General features: G+C 65.1%; 1 protein-coding gene. It reads left to right on the forward strand.

What is annotated here, in order from left to right:
• Positions 1 to 1088, forward strand: a 1088-nt coding sequence (dprA, locus tag EN994_RS31845) for a DNA-processing protein DprA (RefSeq protein ID WP_127308172.1), incomplete at its 5' end; no start/stop codon positions are given.
• Positions 1089 to 1314 lie beyond the last annotated feature (226 nt).

Genomic DNA, 1314 nt, shown 5'->3' on the forward strand with positions numbered 1-1314 from the left:
GGCTACGACTGATCCGCACCCAGAATGTCGGCCCTGCCTCCTTTCGCGACCTGATCAACCGCTTCGGCTCAGCCGAAGCGGCGCTTGAAATACTGCCGGAACTGATGATTTCGGGCGGCGCCATCCGGATCGCCCGCATCCCGTCCGTTGCCGAGGCCGAGGCCGAACTGGAAACAGCTGGAAAGGCCGGCGCCCGCTTTGTCGGCATCGGTGAAGCAGACTACCCACCCCTCTTGCGCAACATGGATCATCCGCCGCCCCTGCTGGCGGTAAAGGGCAACGCAGCTGTTTTCCGGCTGCCGGGTGTCGCCATAGTCGGGGCACGCAACGCGTCGCTGGCCGGCATCAAGATGGCGCGCATGCTGGCAGCCGACCTCGGCCGCGACGGCTACGCAATCGTCTCCGGCCTGGCGCGCGGCATCGACACAGCGGCGCATCAGGGCAGTCTTGCGACCGGCACGATCAGCGTGCTGGCCGGCGGCCTCGACCAGCCTTATCCGCCTGAAAATGCAGGCCTGTGCGAAGAGATTGCCGAGCGTGGCGCCATCATTTCGGAGATGCCGTTCGGCTGGCAGCCGCGCGCTCAGGATTTTCCGCGCCGCAACCGCCTTGTCGCGGGTGCGGTCCTTGGGCTGGTGGTGGTCGAGGCAGCGCAACGCTCTGGGTCCCTGATCAGCGCCAGGCTTGCCGGCGAAATGGGCCGACTGGTCTTCGCTGTACCGGGCTCACCGCTCGATCCACGCGCCGCCGGCGCCAATGGCCTGCTCAAGGATGGCGCCACCCTGGTCACCGAGGCATCGGATATTTCCAGGGCAATCGCGCCGCTGACCGGCATGCGGGCGCCCGACGTGCCGCCGTTCGAAGAGCCGCCCGACTTCTTGGCCGCACCACCGCCCGGCGAAAGCGATCGCGCCCGAGTCATCGAGGCGCTCGGCCCGACGCCCGTCTCGGTCGACGAGATCATCCGCCACACTGGCCTGCACCCGGCCCAAGTGTTCATGGTGCTGCTGGAACTCGACCTCGCCGGCCGGCTAGAACGCCATGCGGGAGGACATGTTTCGCTGGTGTTTGGGGATTCTTCTGTCTGACCGACACCTCCGGTGTGACGCTGTTCGCTTCCCAGCAAGAAGATTCGCCCACGTCATCCGGGGACAGAAAAAACGCACCAACCAGATTTACAACTGACATGTTAGTGAGATATCACTGCCTTCGAACTTCTTTTCGGAGACTCCCGGTGACATCACGTTTTGGCCTTTCGGCCGCCCTCGCCACGCCTTTCGATGCCTCCGGGCAGATCGCCACCGCCCTCATGGT

It is taken from the genome of Mesorhizobium sp. M7A.F.Ca.CA.002.09.1.1 (assembly GCF_003998555.1).
Lineage (GTDB): Bacteria > Pseudomonadota > Alphaproteobacteria > Rhizobiales > Rhizobiaceae > Mesorhizobium > Mesorhizobium ciceri.